Origin of the sequence: Micromonospora sp. NPDC005252, from assembly GCF_042872475.1 — a bacterium.
In the GTDB taxonomy this organism is placed as follows: Bacteria; Actinomycetota; Actinomycetes; order Mycobacteriales; family Micromonosporaceae; genus Micromonospora.
In genome coordinates, this window is the sequence record NZ_JBIAKN010000009.1 from 84,211 (window position 1) to 103,573 (window position 19,363).

A 19,363-nucleotide genomic window follows, 5' to 3' on the forward strand; every position below is an offset into this window, starting at 1 on the left:
ATGACGAACCCCTCGACGTTGTACCGCGGCGGCGTGCTGCACTGCCCCGCCGACCCGAGCGCGACCGCGCTGTTGGTGTCCGGTGGGCGGATTGCCTGGTTGGGCACCGACGGTGACGCGCCGCCGGCCGACCGGGTGGTGGACCTGGACGGGGCGCTGGTGACGCCGGCGTTCGTGGACGCGCACGTGCACGCCACCGACACCGGGTTGGCGCTGTCCGGGCTGGAGTTGTCCGGGGTGCGCTCGGCGGGGCAGTTGCTCGACGCGGTGGCCGGGTTTGCGGCGGGGTTGCCGGCGGACGCGGTGGTGCTGGGGCACGGCTGGGACGAGTCCGGCTGGTCGGACGCGACGTTGCCGGACGCGGCGGCGTTGGACCGGGCGGCCGGTGGCCGGCGGGTGTACCTGTCGCAGGCGTCGATCCATTCGGCGTTGGTGTCGTCGGCGTTGCTGGCGGCGTGTCCGCAGGCGGCGCAGGCGGCCGGGTACGACGCGTCGGGCTGGTTGCGGCGCGACGCCCACCATGTGGTGCGGGCGGCGGCGCAGGGGTCGGTGACGCGGGCGCAGCGGGTCGCCGCGCAGCGGGTGGCGCTCGCGCACGCGGCGTCGTTGGGCATCGCGGCGGTGCACGAGTGCGGCGGTCCGGAGATCTCCGACGAGGAGGACTTCACGGGCCTGCTGGGCATCTCCGGGGCGGGGGTGCCGGAGGTGTACGGGTACTGGGGTGAGCTGGGTGGCGCGGCGCGGGCCCGGGAGTTGGGCGCGGTGGGCGCCGGGGGTGACCTGTTCGCGGACGGGGCGTTGGGGTCGCGCACGGCGCACGTGTCGCAGCCGTACGGCGACGGTGACGGCTGCGGGCACGGGTATCTCAGCGCCGAGCAGGTGCGTGATCACTTGCTGGACTGTGCGGCGCAGGGCCTGCAGGGCGGGTTCCACGCGATCGGGGACGCGGCGATCGGCACGGTGCTCGACGGGTTCGCGGCGGCGGCGGCGACGCTGGGTGTGGAGCGGCTGCGCGCGGCCCGGCACCGCATCGAGCACGCGGAGATCATGAACAAGCGGATGATCGCGCGGTTCGTGGAGTACGGGATCGTGGCGAGCATGCAGCCGGCGTTCGACCGGTTGTGGGGTGGGGCGGGCCGGATGTACGAGGCGCGGTTGGGGTTGGACCGGTCGTTGGAGTCGAACCCGATGGGTGCGATGCACTCGGTGGGTGTGGCGTTGGCGTTCGGGTCGGATTCGCCGGTGACGCCGCTGGACCCGTGGGGGTCGGTGCGGGCTGCGGCGGCGCACCACAACCCGGCGCAGCGGATGAGTGTGCGGGCGGCGTTCGCGGCGCACACCCGCGGTGGGTGGCGGGCGGTGCACCTGGACGTCGAGGGTGTGCTGGCGCTGGGTGCGCCGGCGACGTTCGCGGTGTGGTCGACGCCGGCGGGGGTGGAACGGGGTCTGCCGGTGCTGGTGGCCGAGGACCCGGAGGTGCGGGGTCCGGACGATCCGACGCCGCTGCCGGTGTGCCGGCGGCTGGTGCTGCGTGGTGAGGTCATCTATGAGGAAGGGTCGTCGTGACCGGGAAACTTGACCTTGATCCGGTGTTGGTGGCGCGGGCGCGGGAGTTGGCGCGGCGGGCCGGGCAGCCGGTGGTCGACCTGGCCCGCAGCCACACGACGGTGTCGGTGGAGCGGGCGGTGCTGCGGTTGGCCGGGGTGAGCGGCGCCGACCCGGACGGCATTCCGTGGGTGAACCGGCTCGTGGACGCGGTCGTCGCGGACGTGGGGTTGGGGCACGGGGTGGCGGTGCCGGTGTTCGACGCCCTTGCTCGCGAGGGGATCACGGATGTGACGTTGCTGGCGCAGAAGGCCGCCGCCGGGTCGGTGCGGTTCGCGCTGCCCAGCGGTCGGTCGGCGACGGCGGCCCGGTCGGCGGCCCGCAAGGCGGTCGGCGCGGGTATCCGGCGGATCGACCGGCGGCGCGCGGAGCGCGAGCGCCTCGTCAAGCGGCACGGGGACCCGAAGCAGCGGCCGTGGATCTACCTGATCGTGGCGACGGGCGACATCTACGAGGACATTCCGCAGGCGCAGGCGGCTGCACGCGCCGGTGCGGACGTCATCGCGGTGATCCGCTCGACGGGGCAGTCGTTGCTGGACTACGTGCCCGAGGGCGCGACCCGGGAGGGCTTCGCCGGCACGTACGCCACGCAGGAGAATTTCCGGTTGATGCGCGCGGCGCTGGACGAGTCGTCGAAGGAGTTGGGCCGCTACGTGCGGCTGACGAACTACGCGTCGGGGTTGTGCATGCCGGAGATGGCGATCCTGGCCGGGTTGGAACGGCTCGACATGATGCTCAACGACTCGATGTACGGGATCCTGTTCCGCGACATCAACCCGGTCCGTACGTTCGTCGACCAGCGGTTCTCCCGGCAGGTGCACGCCCGCGCCGGGATCATCATCAACACCGGTGAGGACAACTACCTGACCACCGCCGACGCGGTCGACGAGGCGCACACGGTGACCGTGTCGCAGCTGCTCAACGAGTTCTTCGCGCACGAGGCGGGCCTGGCGGACTGGCAGTTGGGCCTGGGGCACGCGTTCGAGATCAACCCGGAGGTGCCGGAGTCGTTCCGGTTGGAGTTGGCGCACGCGTTGCTGGCGCGGGAGTTGTTCCCGGACGCGCCGTTGAAGTGGATGCCGCCGACCAAGCACATGACCGGTGACGTGTTCCGGGGCAACCTGCTCGACGGGTTCTTCAACCTGGCGGGCGCGCTGACCGGTCAGGGCATCCTGCTGGTGGGGATGATGACCGAGGCGGTGGTGACGCCGTGGCTGTCGGACCGGGACATCGCCCTGCAGAACGTGCGCTACGTGCTGGGCGCCGCCGGTGGGCTGCACGAGGACTTCGTGCCGGCGGCGGGCGGGTTCATCCGCCGGCGCGCCAACCAGGTCCTCGGTGAGGCTCTGGACCTGTTGGAGCGCATCGGGGAGCAGACGCTGCTCACCGCGATCGCGGAGGGCACGTTCGGCATCATGAAGCGGCCGGCGGACCGCGGCAAGGGTCTGGACGGGGTCGCCGCGCACGACGCCGACTACTACAACCCGGCCACCGAGATCCTGGAGGTCGCGGCGTGAGCAAGGCGATCGTGCGTCCGTACGGGGACACCACCGGCGACGGGATGGTGCAGGTGTCGTTCACCCTGCCGGTGGCCCACGACAAGCGGGCCGAGGGCGCGGCGGTGCAGCTGGCCAACAAGATGGGCATCGACCCGGCGATGGTGGTGCACGCCAAGCCGATGGGTGACGGGTTCACGTTCTTCGTCGTGTACGGGCGGGTCAACCACCTCGTCGACGTCGACGCGGTGCAGGTGGTGGAACGGGACTTCCCGCTGCTGTCGGCCAAGGAGGTCAACACCGTCGTCAAGCAGCGGCTGCGCCGCAAGCTGTCGGTGGTCGGGGCGTGCATCGGCACCGACGCGCACACCGTGGGCATCGACGCGATCCTCAACGTCAAGGGCATCGCGGGCGAGAAGGGCCTGGAGTACTACCGGGAGTTGAAGGTCACCAACATGGGCGCGCAGGTCAGCGTGCCGGAGCTGGTGGAGGCCGCCCGGGTGGAGAAGGCCGACGCGGTGCTCGTGTCGCAGGTCGTCACCCAACGCGACGCGCACCTGCACAACACGCGGGAGATGTCGGCGGCGTTCCGGGAGGCCATGCCGGCGGGTAAGCGGCCCCTGTTGATCGTCGGCGGCCCCCGGTTCGACGAGTCGATGACCGACGAGTTGGGTGTGGACCGGATCTTCGGTCGGGGGACCACGCCCGGCGAGGTGGCCAGCTACCTCGTGCACGCCCTGATCACGCAGCGGAAGGCGATGGCATGACCGACTCCAGGCTCGGGTTGACGGTGACGCACCGGCGGTACGTGCCGCACGCGCACGCCCACTACGCCGGCAACCTCGTCGACGGGGCGTACGCCCTCGGGTTGTTCGGCGACGTCGCCACGGAGGTGTGTATCCGCACGGACGGCGACGAGGGCCTGTTCGCCGGGTACTCCGACGTGCGGTTCACCGCGCCGATCCGCGCCGGTGACGTGGTGGAGGTGACCGCCCAGGTGTCCCGGGTGGGCAGTCGCAGCCGCACCCTGGAGTTGAGCTGCACGGTGGTGTGTCGGGGTCGCCCGGACCGCTCCGCGTCCGCCGCCGAGGTTCTGGACCCGCCGATCGTCGCGGTCACGGCGACCGGCACCGTGGTCGTACCCGCCGCATCAGTGAGTCGCGAGGAGTGAGCCGGGGTTGCGAGCCCCGCAGTCGCGAACAGGGAAACTCGTGACCCTGGCGGTCTGCGCGGACGTCGGCTCGACGTACACCAAGGCGGCCGTGGTGGACCTGGCCGCGGGTGTCCTCGTCGGCGCGGCGGCCGCGCCCACCACGGTGGGCAGCGACGTGCTGCACGGCCTGGACGCCGCCGTCGCGGCGGCCACCGCCGGGCTCGGGGCGCGGGACGTGCCGTGGTACGTCTGCTCGTCGGCCGGTGGTGGGTTGCGGCTGGCCGTGCTCGGCTACGAGGCGTTGGTGACCGCGCAGGCGGGCCGGCGGGTCGGGTTGTCGGCCGGCGCGCACGTGGTGCACGTGGCGGCCGGTCGGCTCGGCGCCGCCGACCTGACGGCGTTGCGGGCGGCCCGGCCGGACGTGGTGCTGCTCGTGGGCGGCACCGACGGCGGCGACGCCGACACGATCACCCACAACGCCACCCGCCTGGCCCGGGCCCGCTGGCGGGTGCCGGTCGTCCTGGCCGGCAACAGCGACGTCCGTGCGGAGTTGACCGGGCTGTTGGAGGCCGCCGGGGTGCCGGTGACCGGTGCGGACAACGTGCTGCCCCGCATCGGGGTGCTCGCCCCGGCGTCGGCGCGCGCGGCGATCCGCGCGGTGTTCCTGCGCCACGTCATCGGCGGCAAACGACTGTCCAGGGGCACCCGGTTCGCGCGGCTGGTGCGGGCGGCCACGCCCGACGCGGTCCTCACCGGCGTGGAGGTGCTCGCCGACACCATCGGTGGGGACCTCGCCGTCGTCGACGTGGGTGGGGCCACCACCGACGTGTACTCGGTCCTCACGCCCGACGAGCGGGCCACCGGGCCGGGCCGGGAGGTCGCGGGCAGTCTGTGGCGGGCCCGCACCGTAGAGGGCGATCTGGGCATGCGGTGGAGCGCCCCCGGCGTGGTGCGCGCCGCCGCCGAGGAGCGGCTGCTCGCCGCCGACGAGACCGACGGCCTGGCCGCCGCCGCCGACCGACGGGCCGCCGACCCGTCGTTCCTGGCCGCCGACGACGTCGAGCGGGCCGTGGACGCCCGGATCGCCACCCTGGCGGCGACGGTGGCGTTGCGCCGGCACGCCCGGGGCGCCGCCACCGGCGAGCGGGCCGGGCGGGACCTGCGCGACGTGCGGCTGCTGGTGGGCTCCGGTGGGGTGCTGCGGCACGCGCCCGCCGACGCGTCCGGGCAGGTCCTGGCGGCAGTCCTGGCCGATCACGCGGGCGGGTGGGCGCTGCCGCGCGCCGCCCGCGCGGTCGTCGACGTCGACTACGTGCTGGCCGCCGGTGGGTTGCTCGCCGAGGAGCACCGGACGGCCGCCGGGGCGCTGCTGCGCCACCATCTGAGCACGCAGTGAGACACGCCGACCCGACACGCCGTGGCGCAACACACGACAGGCCGGGGGTGGGTTGACAGGAGGCGGGGTGCAGCACGTACCGTCTTTGAGTCCTACCACGGGAAGCGGCTGTTGTTCGCTTCGTCCCTTCGTCCGCTGGCCGAGCGACATTTTCAGCGTCATCGTCGCGGCGGCCAGGTCCAGCGGGCGGGGGTCGGCGGGGCGGCGCGAACCGGTCGCGGTTACCGGTGTACGGGCAGGGTGAGGTGCACGGCCAGTAGACAACGGCCCGGCGGGGGCAGCCAGTCAACCGCCTGGTCGGTCCGAAGGTCGGCGTGCCCCATCCTCGCCGCACCGGCCGGGGAGGGCCTGGGAGCATCGGGGCGCGGCGCAAGCCGCGCCCCGATTTCATACCCCCACCCCACTCGCGCGCCGATCTGGCAGGTTCGGTCGCCGACATGAGCGGGAACGCCCCTTGCGTCGACGACCGACAGTGCAAGATCGCGGAGCAGGGGTCGGGCGGGCCCCTCATCGTGGGCCGATGCGGCCGGTGGGGGCGACGGCCGGGTAGCCTTCGCCGGGTGATCGAGGTGAAGCAGCGGTGACGACCCTGGACCGCGACGAGAGCCACGCCCCCACGGTGATCAGCGCGCCGGTCGCCGTGGCTCGGCCACTGCCGCTGCGCGTCGCCGCGCCGATGGCGGTCGCCGCCGGGCTGGCCCTGCTGCTGGCGTTCCCGCCGTACGGGGTGTGGCCCCTCGCGCCGGTCGGCGTGGCGCTGCTGGCCGCCGCCGCCCACCGACGGCGGTTGCGCGCCGGCGCCGGCGTGGGCTTCCTCACCGGAGTGGCGCTGTTCGCGCCGCTGCTGGCCTGGACGAACCTGCACACCGGCTACCTGCCGTGGGTGCTGCTGTCGCTGCTGCAGGCCGGCTACCTGGCGCTGCTCGGGGCCGCCACCGCCTGGGTGTCACCACTGGCCGACCGGAGCCGCTGGGCGTTGCCGGCGCTGACCGGGCTGCTGTGGGTGGGGCAGGAGGCGCTGCGCGACCGTACGCCGTTCGGCGGGTTCCCGTGGGGCCGGCTCGCGTTCACCCAGGACGACTCGCCGCTGCTGCGCCTGGCCGCCCTCGGCGGCGCGCCGCTGGTCACCTTCGCGGTGGCGGTCGTCGGCGGGCTGCTGGTCACCGCCGGCTGGCACGCCTGGGCCATTCTGCGCCCCACCAGCCGCACCGACCCCGACCCGACCGGTGGCCTCGGCGACACCGACGCGACCAGCCGCCCCCGCGACACCAGCGACATCGAACCGGCCACCCGGCCCAGCGGCGCCGGGTCGGCGCGGCGGTGGACGCCGGTGGCCGTGCCGGCCGTCGCCGCGGTCGCGCTGGCCGGGGCGGGTCTGCTGGTGCCGCTGGCCGCCGCCGGGTCGGGCGAGCCCGTCACCGTGGCCATCGTGCAGGGCAACGTGCCGCGCCTCGGACTGGACTTCAACGCCCAACGCCAGGCCGTGCTCAACAACCACGTCGACGCCACCCTGGAACTGGCCGCGCGGGTCGCGGCCGGCGCGGAGCGGCAACCCGACCTGGTGGTGTGGCCGGAGAACTCCAGCGACATCGACCCGCTGCGCAACCCCGCCGCCGGGGCCCGCATCTCCCAGGCCGCCGACACGATCCGCGCGCCCATCCTGGTCGGCGCGGTGCTGCTCGGCCCCGGCCCGGGGCAGGTCCGCAACGCGGGCATCCTGTGGCGGCCCGACACCGGCGCGGACATGGCGCAGCTCTACACCAAACGCCACCCGGTGCCGTTCGCCGAGTACGTGCCGCTGCGCGACATCGCCCGCATGGTCAGCGACAAGGTCGACCTGATCCGCAGCGACTTCGTGCCCGGCAGCACCCCGGGCGTGGTACGCGCCGGCCCGGCCGTGCTCGGCGACGTCATCTGCTTCGAGGTCGCCTACGACGAGGTGGTCCGCGACACCGTCACCGGCGGCGCGCAGCTGCTGGTGGTGCAGACCAACAACGCCACCTTCGACGAGGCGGAGGCCCGCCAGCAGCTGGCCATGGTGCGGCTGCGGGCGGTGGAGCACGGCCGGCCGGCGTTGATGGCCTCCACGGTCGGGGTGTCCGGGTTCGTCGCCCCCGATGGGCGGGTAAGCGACGCCACCGGGTTCAACACCCGGGAGGTCGTGGTGCGGCAGCTACGGCTCGACAGCGGGCGTACCCTCGCCACCCGCCTCGGCTGCTGGCCGGAGCTGGCCCTCGCTGGGCTGGCCGTGGCCGCCCTGGCCGGAGCGGGCGTGCTGCGCCGACGGCAGCGGGTCGTGCCCGGATAGCAACAGCCGGTACGCCGGCGGGAGCGGAGGAACCGTGATCCAGGCGACCGATACGATCCGGCGTCCGGACGAGGTGCCCGGCCTGGGTCGGGTGCTCGTGGTGATCCCCACCTACAACGAGGCCGACAACGTCGCGGCGATCGTGGGGCGGGTCCGCCGGGCCGCCCCCGCCGTGCAGATCCTCGTCGCCGACGACAACAGTCCCGACGGCACCGGCGCGATCGCCGACGCGCTCGCCGACGGCGACCCGCACGTGCAGGTGCTGCACCGCGAGGGCAAGCAGGGCCTCGGCGCCGCGTACCTGGCCGGGTTCGGGTGGGCGCGCGAGCGCGGCTACCAGGCCGTGGTGGAGATGGACGCCGACGGCTCGCACGCCCCCGAGGACCTGCCGGCGCTGCTGGACGCCGCCCGCGACGCCGACGTGGTGATCGGGTCGCGGTGGACCAGCGGCGCGCAGGTCGTGAACTGGCCGCTGCGGCGGCTGCTGCTGTCGCGCTGCGGCAACCTGTACGCGCGCCTGGCGCTGGGCATGCCGGTGTCGGACGCCACCGGGGGCTACCGGGTGTACCGGATCAGCGCCCTGGACGCCATCGACCTGGAGTCGGTGTGCTCGCAGGGCTACTCGTTCCAGGTGGAGCTGTCGCGGCTCGCCCACCGGGCCGGGGTGCGGATCGTGGAGGTGCCGATCACGTTCGCCGAGCGGGAACGCGGCGACAGCAAGATGAGCCCGCGCATCGTCGCCGAGGCGCTGTGGCGGATCACCCGCTGGGGTGTGCAGGACCGGCGGCAGGCCGTACGCCGGGGCCTGCACGGCACCCCCACGGGTCAGGTGCGGTGGCCGTGAGCGCGGCCGTGTCATGCTGGATGTGCGGTACGTGTCGGTGTGCCGCGGATTGGCGATGAGGTGAGATGCGCCGAGGACTGAGGTTCGTGCCGATCGCCCTGCTGCTGGCGGTGGTGCTGGAGTTGGCGGTGTTCGTCCTGGTGGGGCGGGCGGTGGGGTTCGGCGCGGCGGTGCTGCTGGTGTTCGCCGCGTCGCTGCTGGGGCTGGTGCTGCTGCGCCGGGAGGGAATGCGCGCCTGGCGCGGGTTCCGCAGCGCCGCGCAGGCCGGGCAGCCACCGGGGCGGCAGGTGACCGACGGGCTCGTCGGGTTGGCCGGCGCGCTGCTGCTGGCGGCGCCGGGTCTTCTCAGCGGTCTGGCCGGGTTGTTGCTGATGGTGCCGCCGGTGCGTCGCCTGGCCCGCTCCGGGGTGCAACGCGCCGCCGAGCGGCGGGTGTCGTCGATGGTCGCCGGTGACCTGTTCGGGCCGCGTACGGTGCGGGTGCGCCAGGGCGCGCCGCAGCCGACGCCGCGTCCGGAGCCGGAGCAGCCGGTGGTCGTCGACGGTGGCCGGGCCATCGAGGGTGAGATCGTCGAGCCAGGCCGTAACTGAGCGCACACATGACGGCGCCCCCGGGGAATCCCCGGGGGCGCCGTGTCGTGCGGGTGCGGCTCAGGCGCGGCCGCGGCGGGTCCGAACCTCCTGGAGACGTTCGGCGAGGATGTCCTCGAGCTCAGCGATCGAGCGCCGCTCCAGCAGCATGTCCCAGTGGGTACGCGGCGGCTTGGCCTTCTTCTGCTCCGGCTCGCTGCCGTCGACGAGTCGGGCGACGCTGCCGTCGAACTTGCATTCCCAGGTCGTCGGGACCTCGGCGTCGACGGCGAACGGCACCTCGAACTGGTGGCCCTTGGCACAGAGGTACTCGCGGGTCTGACGCGGCGCGAGCTCCGTGTTGCGGTCGGATTCGTAGCTGACCGCGCCCAGGCGGCTTCCGCGCAGCATACGCTCGCCCATGATCGACTTCCCCTCGTTCGTGGTGCTGGTCTTCTGGGTGTAACGGTGCTTTCCCGTCGCCCCATTCCCGCCCGAGGGCGTGAGGCGTCCACGGGTGAGCCGGACCCAAGGGTAGCCGGCTGAGACGGTGACGCCACGGCGGTGGCGTGTCGCGACTGCCACCGGGGATGTTAACCGCCCGGACACGGTCAAGGTTGCGCCGGCTGCGCACCCCGATCGGAAGCGCCCGCACCGCCGGGTGCGGCGGCGCCCAGGCGAGCCAGCGCCAACGCCAGGTCGCTGACCTGGTCGCCGAGCTGCGCCACCCGCCGCTGCGCCACGTCACGGTCGGCCTCGGCGGCGTCGAGTCGTACCGTCAGGGCGGTGAGCCGGCCCTCGGCGGTGGCGGCGGCCTGCCGCGCGGCGGTCAGGTCGGCGGTGAGGGCGTCGCGCTGCGCGGCCGTGGCGGTCAGCTCCGCGCGCAGCCGGGCGGCCAGCTCGGCGGCCTCCTGCCGGGCGTCGTCGGCTTCGGCGGCGGCGACCTGGGCGCGGTCGCGGGCCCGGTCGGCCTGTTCCCGGGCCCGGGCCGCGTCGGCGGCCTCGGCGCGGGTCCGCGCGGCGTCGGCGCGGGCCTGGTCGATCTGGCGGCGTACGTCCTGCACCTCGGCCTGCCATCGTCCGGCCCGCTCGGTCGCCTCGGCGGCGGCCCGGCTGGCCCGCTCGGCGTCAGCCCGCGCCGCGTCCCGCTCGACGGTCAGGTCGGCCGCGCGCTGCCGCTCGGTGTCGCGCTGCGCCCGCAGGTCACGCACCTCGTTGCGGGCCTGGTCCCGGTCCCGTTCGGCCTGGGCGCGCAGGGCCTCGGCGGCGCTGACGTCGTGCCGCGCCTGATCGCGGGCGGCCTCGGCGTGCTGCGCCCGTTCGTCGGCCGCGGTGGCCTGGCGCGCCGCCTGCTCGGCGCGCTGGCGGGCGTCGTCGGCCTCGGCGCGGGCCGCGCGGGCCTGCTCGCGGGCGCGCGCCGCGTCGGCCGCCGCCGTCTCGGCGTCGTCGCGGGCCTCGTCGCGTTCGGTCTGCGCCGCCGCGATCTCGGTGGCGGCCTCCGCGCGGGCCTGCGCGAGTTGCCGCTGCACGCCCCCGGGGGACAGCTCGGCGTGCAACGCCTCGGTCAACGTCTCGACGATCTGGTCGAGGCGGTCCACCGCCTCCCAGGTGCGGGCCACCTGACCGGGCAGGCCGGGCGCGTTGCGGTGACGCATCCGGCTGTTGCGCGAGGCGCGCTGGCAGGCGCCGTCGTTGTCGCGGCAGTAGCGAAACGGCCGGCCCGCGCCGACACGCTGCGGCACCGGTCGTCCACAGTGGGCGCACGGGCGGGTTTCGGTGGGGGTGAGCGGGGCGTCCATCGAGGGCGAAGTCTAGTGCCGGCCGCTCAGCTCGCGGCCCGGGCGGTCGTGTCCAGGGTGTAGCGGCGTTGCAGCAGCAGCGCGGCGAGCATCGCCGCCGCGGGCAGCAGCCCGAAGCCGTAGCGGACCGCCGCGAGCGCCGCGTCCGGCTGCACCGGCGACTCGCCCGCCGTCGACGCCACGAAACCACCCACGGCCAGGCACAGCGCGTACGCGTAGGGGCCGAGGGCCGCGCCGGTGGCCTCGGTGGCCGTCCACACCCCGGTGTAGGTCCCCGCGCCCGTCGCAGCACCGGCGCCGGTGTCAGCCGCGGCCGCGCGGATCACGTCGGGCAGCATCGAGAACGGCAGCAGCTGCATGCCGGCGAACGCCACCCCGAGCACCGCCACCGCCGCCACCAGCACCGGTAGGCCCGCCGGGCGACCCACCGCCAGCACCAGCGACCCGGCCGCGAACGCGCCCTGCGCGCCGAGCAGCGCCCGCTGCTTGCCGACACGGCGGGCCAGCAGCAGCCAACCGGGAGTGACCAGCAGCGCCGGCGCGACGAACGCGGCCACCAGCACCGTGGTCAGGCCGGGAGCGCGCAGCTCGTACTCGGCGTAGTAGGGCACCCCGGCCAGGACCAGGTGGGTGGTCGTGGACATGGCCAGGTAGGCGGCGACCAGCCAGCGGAACTGCGCGTCGCGCAGGGCGGTGCGCAGCGCCCGCCACCCGCCGTGGCCTGCCGTCGTGGTGCTCGCCGCGGCGCCGCGCAGCCGGGCGATGCCGGCCACGCCGACGAGCATGGCGGCGAGCATCCCGACGGCCAGGACCACGCCCATGCGCTGGTAGCCGGCGCGGGTCGCGGCGTCGCCGCCGGTCACCAGTGGGGCCAGCAGCCCGGAGGCCAGGATGCCGAGGGTCAGCACGACCATCCGGAACGCCATCAGCCGGGTGCGTTCGTCGTAGCCGATGCGCAGGTCGGCCGGGGTAGCCAGGTAGGGGACCTGGTAGGCGGCGAAGAGCAGGTTGCCGGCGACGAAGAACACGGCCACCCACGCGGCGGCCGGCACGCCGGTCAGGCCGCCGGGCACGGCGAAGAGCGCGGCGAACGCGACCGGCAGGGCGCAGCCGAGCAGCAGCAGCCGCCGCCGGTCGCCCCGGCGGGCCTGCGCGACGTCGGCGCGGTGCCCGATCCAGGGGTGCAGCAGCACGTCGGCGATCTTCGGCAGCAGCAGCGCGAGGCCGGCCAGCCACGGCCCGACGGCAAGCACGTCGGTGAGGAAGTAGAGCAGCAGCAGGCCGGGCACGGTCACCCAGACGCCCATGCCGAGCGAGCCGGCCGCGAAGCCGGCCAGCGGGCCGCGGGGCAGTGTCGCGTCGGTGGCGGCCGCGGGCCGCCGGTCGAGCCCGGTCATCGCCGCATCCTCTCCGCAATCCAACAGTTGCTGGATTCTAGGGGCAGAATGGCGGCCATGACCATGCCCCGACGCCGTCCGGGTCGGCCCCGGCGCGACGAGACCCGACCGACCCGCGAGGTGGTGCTCACCGCCGCCACCGCGCTGTTCGCCGAACGCGGCTTCGACGCCGTCGGGCTGCGGGAGGTCGCCGCCGCCGCCGGGGTGGACGTCGCCACGGTCGCTCACCACACGGGTACGAAGGCGGCCCTGTACGAGGCGTGCTTCGCGCGGGTGTTCGCCGTCGAGCGGGAGGTCCTCACCGAGGCCGCCGCGCGGGCCCGCGCGGCACTCGAATCCGGGCCGGACGCGGCGCGGCGGGCGCTGCACGACCTGGTGGACGCGTTCGTGGACTTCCTGGAGGACCATCCGGAGACCACCGCGCTGTGGCTGCGGCGCTGGTTGGAGCCGCAGCGGCACGCCGAGCTGGACCAGCGCTACTCCGAGCCGCTCTACCGGCTGGTGGCGGAGCTGCTGACCGCCGCGGCGTCCGCCGGCGCGCTGGCCGAGCCGACCCCGCACATCACCGTGCGCAGCCTGGTCTGGGCGACGCACGGGCACGTCGTGGCGCTGGCCGCGGGCGCGCCGGGCGCCCGGGAACGGCGCGAGTTCCGGGCGTTCGTGCACCGCCTCCTGGACGGGCTCTACGGACCCCCGGGGCCTTGACGGGCCGCCGCCACCCGACGATTATCCATCGGACGTTGGATTAATTGGGGGCAGCGATGCAGGCACCACCCAGGGTTGCGGTGATCGGCGCCGGCGCGGCCGGGCTCGCCGCCGTCAAGGCACTGCGCGACGCGGCCGTCGCGGTGGTCTGCTTCGAGGCCACCGACCAGGTCGGCGGCCTCTGGGTGTACGGGGCGCCCGACTCGCCCGCGTACCGCACGCTGCACCTGAACACCAGCCGCGGCCGCACCGAGTTCGCCGACCACCCGATGCCCGCCGACTGGCCCGACTACCCGGACCACACGCGGGTCGCCGGCTACCTGGCCGACTACGCCGACCGCTTCGGGCTGCACGACGCCATCCGCCTGCGGCACACCGTCGAGCGGGTCACCCGGCGACCCGACGGCACGTGGACGGTCGCCGCCAGCGGGCCGGACGGGCCGGTCGAGGTCACCGTCGAGGCCGTGGTCGTCGCCAACGGACACAACCGGGCGCCCCGGCTGCCCGACCCGGCGTACCCCGGCGCCAGCACCGCCGAGCAGCTGCACAGCCACGACTACCGGGGCCCCGAGCAGCTGACCGGGAAACGCGTCCTGGTCGTCGGGGGTGGCAACTCGGCGATGGACATCGCGGTGGACGCCTCGTACGCCGCCGAGCGGACCCTGCTGTCGCTGCGCCGGGGCGTCTGGGTGGTGCCCAAGTACCTGCTGGGCCGCCCGTCGGACACCCTCAACGGCGCGCTGGCCCGCCGGCTGCCGTGGCGGCTGCGCCAGCGCATCAGCCAGACGATGCTCACCGCCACCGTCGGCAGCCCCGCCCGCTACGGCCTCCCCGCGCCCACGCACGGCTTCCTGCAGGACCATCCGACACTCTCCGACGGGCTGCTGTCCCGGCTGACCCACGGCGACGTCGAGGCCCGCCCCGGCGTCGCCGCCCTCGACGGCGACCGGGTCGAGTTCACCGACGGCCGCGTCGACGAGGTCGACCTGATCGTCTGGTGCACCGGGTACCGGGTGGAGATCGGGTTTCTCGACCCCGAGCTGCTCGGTGGCGGCGCCGACACCCTGCCGCTGTACCGGCACGTGTTCCACCCCGAGGCCCCCGGCCTGATGTTCGTCGGGCTGATGCAGTCCACCGGCTCCGCGTTCCCCCTGGTCGAGGCGCAGGCCAAGCTGATCGCCGCGCAGCTCGCCGGCCGCTACGCGCTACCTGACCCGGCCCGGCAGCGGGCCTCCTGCCGGGCCGAGCTGCGGGCGGCGACGGCCCGCTGGGGGCAACGCCGCCCGGCGATGCGGGTGGACTTCGACGCCTACCTGGCCGAGCTGACCCGGGAACTGGCCTCGGGCGCCCGCCGCGCCCGCCCGGCCGGAGCGCGCCGGTGACGGGCCTGACCGGCCGGCGGGTCCTCGTCACCGGCGCGAGCGGCACCTTCGGCCGGCACCTCGGCGCCGCGCTGCACGCCGCCGGCGCCCGGGTGGTCGGGCTCGACCTGCACGCGGGAGGCGACGACGACCTGCCGGTGCTCGGCTGCGACCTGACCGACCCGGCCGCCGTCCCCGCTGCGGTGCACGCCGCCGTCGAACGCCTCGGCGGGCTCGACCTGCTGATCAACAACGCCGGGGTCGGCGGACCCGCCCCTGCCGAGCTGCCACCCGACGAGGTGGTCCGCCAGCAGTTGGAGGTCAACCTGCTCGCCGCGTGGCGCACCACCGCCGCCGCGCTGCCCCCGCTGCTCGCCGCGCGCGGCCGGGTGATCTTCGTGGCCAGCCGGATGGCGGTGCTGCCGCTGCCGCTCGCCGCCGCGTACGGGGTCAGCAAGCGGGCCCTCGTCGCGTACGCCGACGCGCTGCGCCACGAGGTGGGCACCCACGTCGGGGTGAGCGTCGTCTACCCGAGCATGGTGGCCTCACCGATCCACGACAGCACCGCCGAGGCCGGGCTGTCCCTGCGGGGAGTGTCCCGCCCGGAGCCCGTCGAGGGTGTCGTCGCGGCGATCCTGCGCACCGCCACCGCCCGACGGGCGCCCCGGGACGTGGCGACCACCCGACGCGGCCGGCTGGAGATGGCCGTCGGCCGGCACGCGCCCGCGCTGGCCGACCGGCTGGTGCGCCGTACCCTCGCCGCCCGGCTCGCCGCCGGTGACCTGGACGCCGCGCCGCTGGCCGCCGGGATGCTGCGCCGCCACCGGGGGCGGTGACCGCCGGGTCAGGGCGTGGCGACCGCGGCGCGGGAACGGTCGGCGGCGATGCGCACGGCCAGCGCCGCGAGGGCCGTGCCGGTCACCCAGCGCTGCACCCGCAGCCACACCGGCCGGCGGGCGAAGAAACCGGCCAGCGCGCCGGCGCTGAGCACGATCAGCGCGTTGACGCTCAGCGCGACGGTGATCTGGGTCAGGCCGAGCAGCAGGCTCTGCGCCGCCACGTGCCCCCGCGCCGGGTCGATGAACTGGGGCAGCAGCGACACGTACAGGATGGCGATTTTCGGGTTGAGCAGGTTGGTGACCAGGCCCATGGTGAACAGCCGCCGTGGCGGGTCCGGTGGCAGCGGCGCGGGCGTGAACGGCGACCCGCCGCCCGGGCGCAGCGTGCGCCACGCCAGCCACAGCAGGTAGCCCGCGCCGGCCAGCTTCACCACCGCGTACAGCGTGGGGACCAGGACGAACACGGCGGCCAGGCCGGCGACCGCGGTGGCCAGGTAGACGCCGAACCCGGCGGCCACCCCGAGCAGCGAGATCAGCCCGGCGCGGCGGCCCTGCGCCACCGAGCGGGAGACCAGGTAGACCATGTTCGGGCCGGGCGTGAGCACCAGTCCCAGCGCCACCAGCGCGATCCCCAGCAGCGCACCCGTGCCGATCATGGCGTTGCCCCCGTTCGCCGCCGCCTGGAGGAGAACCTAGACCGACCGACGACCCCGGCCCAGGACCACCTCACCGATGGTGGCCTGCGAATCGGTCGCGCGGGCGCAAACCACCTCGCGGGAATGGTCACCCGCCTGGACGCGCTGACCTGTGGCACGTGTGTCGCCGCGAGCCGGAGGCGGCGCGTTACGGTGGCCAGGGGAGGTGCCGCAGGGTGACCGAGGCGTGGGACGCGGCCGTGGAGGCGCAGATCCGGGGAGCCGTGCAACGCGGCGAGTTCGACAACCTGCCCGGCATGGGCAAGCCGATCCCCGGGCGCGGAATGCCGTACGACGAGTCGTGGTGGATCAAGAGTTTCCTGGAGCGCGAGAAGCTACCCAGCGACCTGCTGCTGCCCACCCCGCTGCAACTGCGCCGGCGCATCGAGCAGGTCCCCGTCGAGGTCCGTGGCCTGCCCACCGAGCAGTCCGTGCGGGACTTCGTGGGACAGCTCAACACGCAGATCGTCGCCTGGCTGCGCAACCCCGAGGGGCCTCGGGTGGCCGTGCGGCCGGTGAACGCCGACGAGGTCGTCCGTCGCTGGCGTGCCGAGCGCGCCGGACCCGAGGTCACGGTCACGGCCACCGACCCGGCGACCGTCACCGACCCGGCCGTCGCGCCGGCCCGCCGAGCCCGCCGGCGCTGGTGGCTGCGCTGGCGCCGCCGGGGCTGAGAACGGATCAGTCCACCGCCGCGCGCCACGTCCAGGACGTGCGCTGTGCCCGACCGGGCAGCTCGCCGCGACCGGTCATCCACAGCAGCACGTCGGGCGCGGCGCCGGCCGGGGCGTCCGGGAAGAGGCGCCGCAGCACCAGCGCGCTCAGTCGGGGCGACGGCCGCCACGGCACACCGAGGCCGAGGGTGATGTCGTGGGTGTGCAGCAACGTCTCGGCCACCCCCATGGCGGCGAAGCCGGCCGGGTCGCAGGGGCCGAAGTGCCAGGCCCGCGCGTCCGGTGCGGCGGCGTCGACGGCGACGGCGAGCAGCCCGGCGCAGGCGCGCGCCACGTCGAGCACCCGCGCCGGGTCCGCGGTGGGGGAGACCCGCAGGTCGTACGGCAGGTAGCCGTCCTGTGCGAGGCCGGTGACCTGGCCGGCGTACGCGAGCAGGTCGTGCGCGATGTGCGCCGCGGTGGTCCAGCAGCTCCACGTCAGCGTGCCGGCGGGCACCGACCAGTCGCGTTCGCGGTGCGGCGTCAGCGCCCGCGTCATCTCGTCGGACGCCTCCCGCAGGTCGGCGCCGGTCACCGTGGACACCCGTGGCCCCGGTGGCCAGCACCGTGAAAGGTCGATCCGTGCAAGAATCCATCCTCGCAATCGGGGGAGGCGAACAGGATGTTGCCCAGCCTGGTGGTGGACACGACGGTACTGCCGCCGCCGGAGCGGTTCGATTTCTGGTACGCCCTGGTCGCCCAGGAGGCTGCGCCCGCGCACATCACCAGCGCACGGCTGGACAACTTCGTCGCGTACGCCCAGGCCATCGACCTCGGCCGGATCCGGTTGACCTCACTGCGGTACCCCTCGCTGCACGCCACCCGGCCCGCCGGGCTGATCCGCCGAGCCGAGGCGGACATCTACCAGCTCGCGCTGCCACTGACGGGTCGCAGCACCCTGGTCCAGGACCGCACCGAGACCACGCTCGTCGCCGCCAGCCATTTCACCCTGCTGGACACCGCGCGCCCGTACATCGCCCGGCACCGCGCGGACGGCCCCGGTCTCGCCGCGACGATCACCGTGCAGATACCCCGCGCGGCGCTGCCGTTGGCACCGGACCGGCTGCGCCACCTGCTGGCCACGCCGCTGCCCGCACGCCTCGGCGTCGGCGGGCTGTTGACCCACCACCTGCGCAGCATCGCGGCCCACCCGGAGCAGTACGAGGCGGCGCAGGCCGAGGTCCTGGGCACCGTGACGCTGGACCTGCTCGCCGCCACGCTCGCTCAGCACCTCGACATCGAGGACACCCTCTCACCGGAGGCCCGGCACACCGCCCTGCGCGCCCGCGTCGTCGACTTCATCGACCGCCACCTCGACAGCGCCGAGCTCAGCCCGCGTAGCGTCGCCGCCGCCCACCACATCTCGCTGCGGTCGCTGCATCGCCTGTTCGAAGGGGAGGCGACGACGGCTGCCGAGCTCATCCGCGCCAAGCGCCTGGAGCGGTGCCGGCGTGATCTCAGCAACCCGCTGCACCTGCGCCAGCCGGTCCATGTCATCGCCGCACGCTGGGGGTTTGCGGACAAGGCTCACTTCAGCCGCCTCTTCCGTGCTCGCTACGGACGTTCACCCCAGGCGTACCGGATGGGCATCACGCACCGGGAACGGTGACCGATTCCCCGACCGCCCGGTCTTCCTTCCCGGTGGCGAGGCGGCCGGGCGTGCGGAACCGCTAGCGCCGCCGGCGATCGGTCGGGTCGTCCGCCACGAAGTCACGGACAGCGGCCCGGATGGTCTCGCCGTACGGGTCGTCCGGTAGCTGCGCCAGGTGTTCGCGGGCTCGGGCGAGGCATTCCCGGGCCGGGCCGGTGTTGCCCAGCCGCCGGTGGCAGTCGGCAAGGTTCAGGTACAGCGACGGCAGGAACGCCTGCACCTGGAGCGAGGGCAGGTAACGCTGGGCGCGTTCGGCGGTCAGTTCGGACACAGCGGCCAGGGCCCGTTCGTCCCAAGCCAGCTCCGCCTCGGTGGTGTCCTGCAGGTCGGCGAGGTGGTGGGCCAGGGTGCAACGGTGCAGGGCGTCACCGGCGGGGCCGATCTCGTCCCACAGCGTGGTGAGCAGCTCACGGGCCTGGGCGGGTGCGCCGGTCTGGCCGAGCTGCACCGCCTCGATGATGCGGGTCATGGTCGGATCGGGTGCCGGCTGGTCGTTCACGTCGCCGATGCTCGGGCCTCGACCGGGTCGAGGGTCAAGCGGATGGCGGCGCCGGTTCAAAGAACTGGACGCGATCATGTACGGGCTTGTAGCTTGCAGGGGACCGCGACACCGCCCGAGGAGGTGAGACCCATGAACGCTCGTTCGATGTGGGTGCTCCCCCTGCCGTCACGGTTTGGGCGACTGACGTAGGTGTCGCCGGGAGCGCCTCTCACAACAAGGCACTCCCGAAAGGCCACTCCTGTGCCCTCCGCGCACGTCACCGCCGAACCCCCGTCGACCGACACGGGCCGGCGCGACCCCATCGTGAACGACGCCTCCGAACTTTCATCG

19 protein-coding genes are annotated in these 19,363 nt (G+C 74.6%); 13 read left to right on the forward strand and 6 right to left on the reverse strand.

Annotated features, from left to right (window positions below):
* The 8 genes from ACFYPH_RS23645 (at position 1) to ACFYPH_RS23680 (ending at position 9,392) form a co-directional block, all read left to right on the forward strand.
* The gene (locus tag ACFYPH_RS23645) at positions 1–1,566 is read left to right on the forward strand and encodes an amidohydrolase (RefSeq protein ID WP_363938475.1); all 1,566 of its coding nucleotides are present in this window, start codon (positions 1–3) and stop codon (positions 1,564–1,566) included.
* On the forward strand, positions 1,563–3,122 hold the full coding sequence (locus tag ACFYPH_RS23650) for a lysine 5,6-aminomutase subunit alpha (RefSeq protein ID WP_387184604.1): 1,560 nt from the start codon (positions 1,563–1,565) through the stop codon (positions 3,120–3,122). The genes ACFYPH_RS23645 and ACFYPH_RS23650 overlap by 4 nt, the downstream gene beginning before the upstream one ends.
* On the forward strand, positions 3,119–3,868 hold the full coding sequence (locus ACFYPH_RS23655) for an OAM dimerization domain-containing protein (protein WP_354862180.1): 750 nt from the start codon (positions 3,119–3,121) through the stop codon (positions 3,866–3,868). Before ACFYPH_RS23650 ends, ACFYPH_RS23655 begins: the two co-directional genes overlap by 4 nt.
* A complete protein-coding gene (locus ACFYPH_RS23660) occupies positions 3,865–4,272 on the forward strand; it encodes a hotdog domain-containing protein (RefSeq protein WP_387184606.1) in 408 nt (135 codons plus the stop codon). Before ACFYPH_RS23655 ends, ACFYPH_RS23660 begins: the two co-directional genes overlap by 4 nt.
* Before the next feature lie 40 nt (positions 4,273–4,312).
* Entirely contained in the window at positions 4,313–5,650 is a 1,338-nt protein-coding gene (locus ACFYPH_RS23665) for a glutamate mutase L (RefSeq protein ID WP_354862176.1), read from the forward strand.
* Positions 5,651–6,230: 580 nt separating this feature from the next.
* On the forward strand, positions 6,231–7,958 hold the full coding sequence (gene lnt / locus ACFYPH_RS23670; protein WP_387184609.1) for an apolipoprotein N-acyltransferase: 1,728 nt from the start codon (positions 6,231–6,233) through the stop codon (positions 7,956–7,958).
* 34 nt (positions 7,959–7,992) lie between these two features.
* Positions 7,993–8,802: a polyprenol monophosphomannose synthase gene (locus tag ACFYPH_RS23675; protein WP_355068858.1), complete on the forward strand. Its 810-nt coding sequence runs from the start codon at positions 7,993–7,995 to the stop codon at positions 8,800–8,802.
* A 65-nt stretch (positions 8,803–8,867) separates the two neighbouring features.
* The gene (locus ACFYPH_RS23680) at positions 8,868–9,392 is read left to right on the forward strand and encodes an FxsA family protein (RefSeq protein ID WP_387184612.1); all 525 of its coding nucleotides are present in this window, start codon (positions 8,868–8,870) and stop codon (positions 9,390–9,392) included.
* A gap of 60 nt (positions 9,393–9,452) precedes the next feature.
* Here ACFYPH_RS23680 and ACFYPH_RS23685 read toward each other — a convergent pair whose 3' ends face one another.
* From ACFYPH_RS23685 to ACFYPH_RS23695, 3 genes are all read right to left on the reverse strand, one after another.
* On the reverse strand, positions 9,453–9,794 hold the full coding sequence (locus tag ACFYPH_RS23685) for an RNA polymerase-binding protein RbpA (RefSeq protein WP_046564157.1): 342 nt from the start codon (positions 9,792–9,794) through the stop codon (positions 9,453–9,455).
* Positions 9,795–9,982: 188 nt separating this feature from the next.
* Positions 9,983–11,170 carry a hypothetical protein gene (locus ACFYPH_RS23690; RefSeq protein ID WP_363940611.1) on the reverse strand — a complete coding sequence of 396 codons (1,188 nt, stop codon included), beginning with the start codon at positions 11,168–11,170 and terminating at the stop codon, positions 9,983–9,985.
* A 26-nt stretch (positions 11,171–11,196) separates the two neighbouring features.
* On the reverse strand, positions 11,197–12,567 hold the full coding sequence (locus ACFYPH_RS23695; protein ID WP_355069117.1) for an MFS transporter: 1,371 nt from the start codon (positions 12,565–12,567) through the stop codon (positions 11,197–11,199).
* Positions 12,568–12,624: 57 nt separating this feature from the next.
* Between ACFYPH_RS23695 and ACFYPH_RS23700 the strand changes: the two genes are divergently transcribed.
* Genes ACFYPH_RS23700 through ACFYPH_RS23710 form a run of 3 tightly spaced genes read left to right on the forward strand, consistent with a single transcriptional unit; the run spans position 12,625 to position 15,469 of the window.
* Positions 12,625–13,272: a TetR/AcrR family transcriptional regulator gene (locus ACFYPH_RS23700; RefSeq protein ID WP_354863298.1), complete on the forward strand. Its 648-nt coding sequence runs from the start codon at positions 12,625–12,627 to the stop codon at positions 13,270–13,272.
* 56 nt (positions 13,273–13,328) lie between these two features.
* Positions 13,329–14,654 carry a flavin-containing monooxygenase gene (locus ACFYPH_RS23705; RefSeq protein WP_387184616.1) on the forward strand — a complete coding sequence of 442 codons (1,326 nt, stop codon included), beginning with the start codon at positions 13,329–13,331 and terminating at the stop codon, positions 14,652–14,654.
* On the forward strand, positions 14,651–15,469 hold the full coding sequence (locus ACFYPH_RS23710) for an SDR family NAD(P)-dependent oxidoreductase (protein ID WP_355069121.1): 819 nt from the start codon (positions 14,651–14,653) through the stop codon (positions 15,467–15,469). Before ACFYPH_RS23705 ends, ACFYPH_RS23710 begins: the two co-directional genes overlap by 4 nt.
* An 8-nt stretch (positions 15,470–15,477) precedes the next feature.
* Here the strand turns inward: ACFYPH_RS23710 and ACFYPH_RS23715 are convergent, their stop codons facing one another.
* Complete coding sequence (locus tag ACFYPH_RS23715) at positions 15,478–16,128, reverse strand: LysE family translocator (RefSeq protein WP_354862818.1); 651 nt, start codon at positions 16,126–16,128, stop codon at positions 15,478–15,480.
* Between the two features lie 215 nt (positions 16,129–16,343).
* Between ACFYPH_RS23715 and ACFYPH_RS23720 the strand changes: the two genes are divergently transcribed.
* On the forward strand, positions 16,344–16,841 hold the full coding sequence (locus tag ACFYPH_RS23720) for a DUF1992 domain-containing protein (RefSeq protein ID WP_387184620.1): 498 nt from the start codon (positions 16,344–16,346) through the stop codon (positions 16,839–16,841).
* A 7-nt stretch (positions 16,842–16,848) separates the two neighbouring features.
* Here the strand turns inward: ACFYPH_RS23720 and ACFYPH_RS23725 are convergent, their stop codons facing one another.
* Complete coding sequence (locus tag ACFYPH_RS23725) at positions 16,849–17,424, reverse strand: maleylpyruvate isomerase N-terminal domain-containing protein (RefSeq protein WP_387184623.1); 576 nt, start codon at positions 17,422–17,424, stop codon at positions 16,849–16,851.
* Between the two features lie 78 nt (positions 17,425–17,502).
* Here ACFYPH_RS23725 and ACFYPH_RS23730 point away from each other — a divergent pair, with 78 nt between their 5' ends.
* Complete coding sequence (locus tag ACFYPH_RS23730; RefSeq protein WP_387184626.1) at positions 17,503–18,489, forward strand: helix-turn-helix domain-containing protein; 987 nt, start codon at positions 17,503–17,505, stop codon at positions 18,487–18,489.
* 61 nt (positions 18,490–18,550) lie between these two features.
* Here the strand turns inward: ACFYPH_RS23730 and ACFYPH_RS23735 are convergent, their stop codons facing one another.
* A complete protein-coding gene (locus ACFYPH_RS23735; RefSeq protein ID WP_387184891.1) occupies positions 18,551–19,000 on the reverse strand; it encodes a hypothetical protein in 450 nt (149 codons plus the stop codon).
* Positions 19,001–19,363: the final 363 nt, after the last annotated feature.

What these genes read in the sequence shown, in the direction of transcription:
- ACFYPH_RS23645 (WP_363938475.1), top strand. Translation starts at nt 1, where the DNA reads ATGACGAACCCCTCGACGTTGTACCGCGGCGGCGTGCTGCACTGCCCC.
- ACFYPH_RS23660 (WP_387184606.1), top strand. Translation starts at nt 3,865, where the DNA reads ATGACCGACTCCAGGCTCGGGTTGACGGTGACGCACCGGCGGTACGTG.
- ACFYPH_RS23680 (WP_387184612.1), top strand. Translation starts at nt 8,868, where the DNA reads ATGCGCCGAGGACTGAGGTTCGTGCCGATCGCCCTGCTGCTGGCGGTG.
- ACFYPH_RS23685 (WP_046564157.1), bottom strand. Translation starts at nt 9,794, where the DNA reads ATGGGCGAGCGTATGCTGCGCGGAAGCCGCCTGGGCGCGGTCAGCTAC.
- ACFYPH_RS23690 (WP_363940611.1), bottom strand. Translation starts at nt 11,170, where the DNA reads ATGGACGCCCCGCTCACCCCCACCGAAACCCGCCCGTGCGCCCACTGT.
- ACFYPH_RS23695 (WP_355069117.1), bottom strand. Translation starts at nt 12,567, where the DNA reads ATGACCGGGCTCGACCGGCGGCCCGCGGCCGCCACCGACGCGACACTG.
- ACFYPH_RS23700 (WP_354863298.1), top strand. Translation starts at nt 12,625, where the DNA reads ATGACCATGCCCCGACGCCGTCCGGGTCGGCCCCGGCGCGACGAGACC.
- ACFYPH_RS23705 (WP_387184616.1), top strand. Translation starts at nt 13,329, where the DNA reads ATGCAGGCACCACCCAGGGTTGCGGTGATCGGCGCCGGCGCGGCCGGG.
- ACFYPH_RS23715 (WP_354862818.1), bottom strand. Translation starts at nt 16,128, where the DNA reads ATGATCGGCACGGGTGCGCTGCTGGGGATCGCGCTGGTGGCGCTGGGA.
- ACFYPH_RS23730 (WP_387184626.1), top strand. Translation starts at nt 17,503, where the DNA reads ATGTTGCCCAGCCTGGTGGTGGACACGACGGTACTGCCGCCGCCGGAG.
- ACFYPH_RS23735 (WP_387184891.1), bottom strand. Translation starts at nt 19,000, where the DNA reads ATGACCCGCATCATCGAGGCGGTGCAGCTCGGCCAGACCGGCGCACCC.